6 protein-coding genes and 1 tRNA gene are annotated in these 6,896 nt (G+C 46.0%); all 7 read right to left on the reverse strand.

Annotation, left to right across the window (positions count from 1 at the left end):
• Positions 1-114: 114 nt before the first annotated feature.
• The 7 genes from U9Q77_11665 to U9Q77_11695 all read right to left on the reverse strand — a co-directional run bounded on the left by U9Q77_11665 (position 115) and on the right by U9Q77_11695 (position 6,884).
• Positions 115-199, reverse strand: a tRNA-Ser gene (locus U9Q77_11665).
• Positions 200-271: 72 nt separating this feature from the next.
• A complete protein-coding gene (locus tag U9Q77_11670) occupies positions 272-982 on the reverse strand; it encodes a polysaccharide deacetylase family protein (protein ID MEA3288014.1) in 711 nt (236 codons plus the stop codon).
• Positions 983-1,049: 67 nt separating this feature from the next.
• On the reverse strand, positions 1,050-2,165 hold the full coding sequence (gene ald, locus U9Q77_11675) for an alanine dehydrogenase (protein ID MEA3288015.1): 1,116 nt from the start codon (positions 2,163-2,165) through the stop codon (positions 1,050-1,052).
• 12 nt (positions 2,166-2,177) lie between these two features.
• Positions 2,178-3,425 carry a pitrilysin family protein gene (locus tag U9Q77_11680; GenBank protein ID MEA3288016.1) on the reverse strand — a complete coding sequence of 416 codons (1,248 nt, stop codon included), beginning with the start codon at positions 3,423-3,425 and terminating at the stop codon, positions 2,178-2,180.
• A gap of 9 nt (positions 3,426-3,434) precedes the next feature.
• Positions 3,435-5,630, reverse strand: a complete 2,196-nt coding sequence (gene pnp / locus U9Q77_11685; GenBank protein ID MEA3288017.1) for a polyribonucleotide nucleotidyltransferase — start codon at positions 5,628-5,630, stop codon at positions 3,435-3,437.
• A gap of 14 nt (positions 5,631-5,644) precedes the next feature.
• Positions 5,645-5,914, reverse strand: coding sequence for a 30S ribosomal protein S15 (gene rpsO / locus U9Q77_11690; GenBank protein ID MEA3288018.1), 270 nt, complete (start codon positions 5,912-5,914; stop codon positions 5,645-5,647).
• A 10-nt stretch (positions 5,915-5,924) separates the two neighbouring features.
• Positions 5,925-6,884, reverse strand: coding sequence for a bifunctional riboflavin kinase/FAD synthetase (locus U9Q77_11695; protein MEA3288019.1), 960 nt, complete (start codon positions 6,882-6,884; stop codon positions 5,925-5,927).
• Positions 6,885-6,896: the final 12 nt, after the last annotated feature.

Raw genomic sequence — 6,896 nt, forward strand, 5'->3', positions numbered from 1 at the left:
ATAGTTGGCAACCACCAGCAAATCGCTAATACCCAAAGCCCCCACACGTTGGTCAAATAATCCGTTTGCCTGCCAACCGAAGATCCCGACGACCAAGTCGGGACGTAGGTTGAGCGGAGAAGGTGGGATTCGAACCCACGGTACGTTGCCGTACACACGCTTTCCAAGCGTGCGCCTTAAGCCACTCGGCCACCTCTCCATTTAAAAAATAACAAGCTGATATCTTGCTCAGCGGCGAGCAATATATTCAGGTAGGCAGGTTTAACAAAATCTATTTAGGTTTTGGTTTAAGCCAATTTTCCAGGATAATTCCGTTGCCAACCAGATTGATCAATTGCTGCTGTAGCACTGCAATCGGTGCCAGAGGATTCGTCATGATCTTGGCCAGAAAAAGGGGCGGCGCATCATGCAAATAAACCCCAAGACGCGGTACAAATTCACCAGCCCACTTGGGTAAGCCGGTCAGGGGATATGAAATAGCGATTCGATTATACCCAGCCTCTTCAATTTGATCCAGCAGATCGCTGTTCCAGGCATTGAAAGGAGGACAAAAAGTTGTGACCTCCTGCCCTATTTGATCTTCGATCTGTTTTTTGGAGGTAATCAGTTCATCCCTGATAGCTTTTTTGCTCATATTGATCAGGCGCCTGTGGGTCCGACCATGGGATCCAATTTCCCAACCCAGATCATGTAATTCCCGGAGGTCACTCCAGGGCATATGGCGCACCTGTTTGTCCTCTGGAAAATAATCCCAGCTATTTTTCCTTCCCACATAATCGGAAATGGCGAATACCGTTGCTACGCCCCCTACCTCTTCCAGGATGGGAGCTGCATGGGTTTTGATGCTGGAATAGCCATCATCAAATGTGATGAGAATCTCATTATTCCGGGGTTCATGATCCATGATAGTGGAAAAAGAAAAGCCCAGATGCTTAAGACCCTGCATCTGGGCTTTGAATTGCGTGGGTGTAGTAGTGGTCAATCCCCATTCATACTGTTCAGAGACCTTATGATAGACCAGGCCCCTGTTGTAAACAGGGAACAACAATTTAGTTAAGGACCTGGTCTACCGGAGTATACTCCAAACCGAAAGCCTCGGCCACTGCTTCACAAGTTACCTTGCCATCAACCATATTCAGACCAAGGGCAAAACCATCATCCGCTTTTAAGGCAGCCTTAACACCATTATTAGCCAAATTCACAACATAGGGTAAAGTAGCGTTGGTCAATGCAATAGTTGAAGTATAAGGTACTGCACCTGGCATGTTGGCTACACAATAGTGCAACACATCATCTACAAAGAAGGTTGGGTTTTCATGCGTGGTTGGTTTGCATGTCTCAACGCAGCCACCCTGATCAACAGCTACATCAACGATTACAGAACCTTTTTTCATTAATCCGAGCATTTCTCGAGTGATTAATTTGGGTGCCTTTGCACCTGGTAATAGTACAGCTCCTACGACCAAATCAACTTTCGGTAACAACTCCCGAATGGTAGCTGGTGAGCTATACAGCATCGTGACATTCTTGGGCATAAAATCTTCAAGATCACGGAGACGATCCAAATTGATATCCAACATATAAACATGAGCACCCATACCAGCAGCCATCTTAGCTGCGTGAGTACCTACAGTTCCACCACCCAGCACTAATACAGTTCCAGGGTGAACTCCAGGAACACCACCAAGCAGCACTCCCCGACCACCACTGAAGTGTTCTAAAAAACGAGCACCTTCCTGGGTAGCCATTCGACCTGCAACCTCACTCATAGGCTCAAGTAAGGGTAATAAATGTTTTTTGTTCTCAATTGTTTCATAAGCAACTGCCCAGGCACCAGCTTTCAAAAAATCAAGGGTCAATGCTTCATCCGCTGCAAAGTGAAAATAGGTAAACACTATTTGGCCAGGACGTGACCGAGCGATTTCAACCGGTTGTGGTTCTTTGACCTTCACAATCATATCAGCTTGAGCCCAGATCTTGTCCACATCAGATTCGATGGAAGCGCCAGCCTCAACATACAGCTCATTGGCAAAACCACTATTCATGCCACCATTGTTTTCAACGATAACCTGATGCCCATTGGATACTAATAACTCCACACCACCGGGGGTCATTGCGATCCGGTTTTCATTTGGTTTGATCTCTTTAGGTACTCCGACAATCATGTTTGCCTCCCATTAATTATTTTGCCCATTTGCAGGTTCTAAAATACTTGTAAAAAACGATGAGGGATTGAACAATTCTCGTGCCAAGACTTGAATTCTATGTGAATCTATGGCTTCTATCTTCTTCAGGAAGACATCGAGACTGACATTTTCCCCATAATATATCTGCTGTCGACCCAAGCGCAGCATGCGGCGCTCCATGGACTCATCACCCATGACGATACCTGATTTGTATTGTGCTTTAACCCGTTCCAATTCAGTCTCGCTCACCGGGTCGGCGACCATTTTGTCCAATTCAGCCAGGGTTAATTCCACAGCTTTATCTCGTTTTGCAGGATCTGTTGCCAGATATACTCCAAATGATCCCGCGTCCCGATAAAGGCTGACAAAAGAAAATATTTGATAAGCAACTCCATGAGCTTCCCGAATATTCTGGAATAACCTCGAGCTCATTCCCCCACTGAGAATGGAATTGAGGACAGCCACATCATAGCGACGTTCATCAAAGACGGAAAATATTGGCAAGCCTACAATGAGATGACTTTGCTGAATATCTTTTGTACGAACTTCCTTCCCCGGTTGGTAGAGCGCGTGGTCAAAGGCTTCATATTTATTTTCACCACTGCTTTTTCTATCATAGCGAGCTGAGATCAATTTTACCAATTCTTCATGGTCTACATAGCCTGCAGCCACGATGATGGTATTTTCCGGACCGTAGTGTTGATCCAGATAACGATCCAGCTTATCTGCATTGAAACTCTTGATCGTGTCTTCATTACCCAGGATGGATTCACCCAATGAACTTCCCGGGAAAAGAAATTTCTCGAAGGTTTCAAAAGCAACTTCTTCCGGTACATCCTTGCTATCCCGTAATTCATCCAGAACCACAGACTTTTCGCGTTCTATATCAGATTCAGGAAAAATGGGATGAAGTAGAATATCTGACAGGACGTCCACGGCATCCTCCAGGTATTCACTGAGAAAACGGGCATGATAGCAGGTGTATTCCTTGGTAGTGAAGGCATTCAAATGTCCTCCAACACTTTCGAGTGAAGCTGCTATGTCAAAGGTTGACCTGCTTTTGGTGCCCTTGAATACGGTATGTTCCAGAAAATGAGAGATTCCCGAAAGTTCCGGGGGCTCGTAGCGACTTCCAGCTCGAACCCAGAAGCCTAAAGCCACCGAACGGACTGTGTCCACCGTTTCTGTAACGATGGTCAGTCCGTTCGATAGTATGGTTTGTTTACGAAGTGAGGTCACTTCGTTTACTTACCGCCGATTATTGTCGCGACGTGGACCGCGATCACGGCCTCCACGATCTCTACCACCACGATTGTTATCACGGCGAGGAGGACGAGGCTTCTTCTCTGGCTCCACCCAGCCTTCAGGTGCTTCCATTAAGGCTCTGCGGCTCAAGTTATAGCGACCGGAGGCATCTACTTCCATGAGTTTCACTTTAACCTTATCGCCAACTTTGAGAACATCCTCAACCTTTTCAACTCTGCGGTATTCAAGATCACTAATGTGAACCAGGCCCTGCTTTCCAGGTAAGAATTCAACAAAGGCACCAAAGTTCATGATACGCATGACTTCACCTTCGAATTCTTCACCCGCTACAGGAACGCGTACAATAGCGTTGACCTTGGCTGCGGCAGCTTCAGCAGCCTCAGCAGTTTCGCCAAAGACATAAACAAGACCTTCTTGTTCGATCTCGACAGTGGCACCAGTATCCGCCTGGATAGCTTTAATGATCTTACCACCTGGGCCAATAATATCACCGATCTGCTCTTGTTTGATCTTGATCGTGATAAAACTTGGAGCATTGGGTGATAGTTTTTCACGCGCAGCTGGTAAAGCAGCTTCCATGATTCCAATGATGTGCTCACGACCTTCTTTAGCCTGCATTAAGGCCTGGGTCATCAACTCAGCACTGATACCTTCGATCTTAAGATCCATTTGGATAGCATTGATACCATCTTTAGTACCAGTCACTTTGAAATCCATATCTCCGTAATGATCTTCATCACCCAGGATGTCAGACAGGACGGAAAAACGTTTTCCATCACTGATCAAGCCCATGGCAATTCCGGCAACTGTTTTATCGATACCAACACCGGCATCCATAAGAGCAAGTGAGCCACCACAAACGCTGGCCATTGAGGATGAACCATTTGATTCAAGGATCTCAGAAACCAGGCGTACGGTATAAGGAAAGTCTTCCTTTGCAGGCAGGAATGGTTTCAAGCTACGTTCTGCCAGATTACCATGACCGATCTCGCGTCGACTGGTAAAGCCGATACGACCAGTTTCACCCACACAATAGGGTGGAAAATTGTAATGCAGATAGAAGGATTTCTTGTAATCCTGATCCACATTATCAATGATCTGCTCATCAAGTTTAGTACCAAGTGTTGTGACCACCAATGCCTGAGTTTCACCTCTTGTAAACAAGGCAGAACCATGGACACGTGGTAACACGCCAACTTCAGCAGTGATCTGACGGATCTCTTTAAGACCACGACCATCTACCCGTTTCCCATCAGCCATGATCCGCTCACGGATATTGGCTTTGAGACGATTGTCAAACACCTCACCGACAATCTTCAGATGATCAGGATATTCTTCTTCGTATTTTGCGATAAGCTCGTCCTTGGCAGCGTTTCTAGCTTCCTGACGTTCCAACTTCAATACGATGGAATTCAACTCGGTGAGCTGTGTTTCGTCAATAGCACCGTCTACAGCAGCCATAATAGCAACTTTGGTCTCATCGACCTTGACTTCGCGTTTGACGGGTGCAATCTCATCAATAATGCTCTGCTGGAAGGCCACGACCTCAGAAATTGCTTTCTGGGCAAAAACCAGGGCCTCGACCATGACCTCTTCTGAAACTTCTTTGGCTTCACCTTCAACCATAACTACATCAGTTGCAGTTCCAGTGATGGTGATATCCATCTCGGATTCTTCAGCCTGAGCATAGGTGGGATTAAGGATCAGTTCCCCATCGATCCGTCCAACATGGACAGAAGCAACAGGACCATTCCAGGGTATGTCTGATATTGAGAGGGCAAAAGAGGCACCAATGGTTCCTAAGGCATCTGCCGTATTCTCACCATCGCTTGATACGACTGTGATCATAACCTGGGTTTCATTATTAAAGCTTTCGGGAAAAAGTGGACGAATCGGCCTATCGGTCATCCGAGCACTGAGGATCTCCTTTTCAGAAGGTCGGGCTTCCCGTTTGAAAAAGCCACCGGGAATCTTACCACCGGCATAACTTTTTTCACGATATTCTACTTGAAGCGGGAAGTAATCCCGCGTGGTATCTTCATGTTTAGAAGCAGTTGCTGCAACTAGAACTGCAGTTTCACCATACATTGCAAGCACGGATCCACCAGCTTGTCTGGCCATCCGACCAGTTTCGAGGCTCAGCGTACGACCGCCCAGCATCATTTCTTTTTTAATCAAAATCTCTCCAATTCCTATTTACGTATACCAAGCTTTTCGATCAAAGCTTTGTATTTGGCTACATCACTCTTTTGGATGTAACGAAGCAGACGACGGCGCTGCCCAACCATTTTCAACAAACCACGACGACTGTGGTGGTCTTTCTTAAAGGCTTTCAGATGCTCTGTCAAATTCCGAATCTGAGTGGTGAGAATAGCTACTTGAACACTGGTGGAACCAGTATCCTCTGTATTTTCACCATATTCTTTGATGAGAGCTGCCTTTTCTTCTTTTGTTATTGACATGTGTCCTCCTTCAGACATCTCGATAATTTTCGATTATCGCTATACATGTTTTCTTATCATTCTCTAATTGTTCTATTAAATCATCCACACTGGAAAATTTCTTTTCATCTCTTAATTTCTGCAGGAATTCGAGAGTTATCTCAGATCCATACAGATTTTCTTTCCCTTCAGGAATATTAAAGAGATTTACCTCAATGGTTACCTCCTCATCACTCTTGAAAGTGGGTCTCACACCTATATTGCACATCCCGAAGCTGGCAAAACCAGCTGTTTCCACCCGACTGAGATAAACACCTCGGTTGGGTAACAACTTATTGTCCACATGTGGTTCAAGATTGGCAGTGGGAAAATGTAAGCTTTGACCTCTCTGCTCGCCATGAACTACTGTACCCATCACTGTATAAGCATGACCCAGCATGGCATTTGCAAGATCCAGACGGTCATGTTGAATATGATCCCGGATCAGGGTGCTACTTACGGGAAGATCTTCATTGTTGATAGGGCCTACAACGCTGATCTCATATCCATTAAGCTGTCCACGCTGCTTTAGCCAATCAGCATCACCCTCACGCTGGTGACCAAAACGATGATCATAACCCACAACAACATGCTGAACGCCAAGGGCTTCTTCAAGCACTGTCCTGGCAAATTCATCTGCGGTCATGCTGGAAAAACCCTGATTAAAATCCAGAACCAGCATGATATCAACTGGTGCAGTCTTTTCGATCAAGAAAGTCCTTTCCTCGATCCCGGTGAGTAGCCGGATCGGTGGACGATCAGACTCTCTTAAAAGTTGCTGAGGATGGGGATGAAAGGTAATAATCACAGAGGGAAGCTTACGGGTGTTTGCCTCAGCGATGCACTTGCCGATCAGAGCCTGATGCCCCCGGTGAATACCGTCAAAACTCCCAATGGTCGCTACACAACCACTAAGATCAGGCAGGTCTTTCAGGCAGCGGATGATTTCCAATTTTCAATAAAC

It is taken from the genome of Candidatus Neomarinimicrobiota bacterium (assembly GCA_034716895.1).
Taxonomy (GTDB): Bacteria; Fidelibacterota; UBA8477; order UBA8477; family JABMPR01; genus JABMPR01.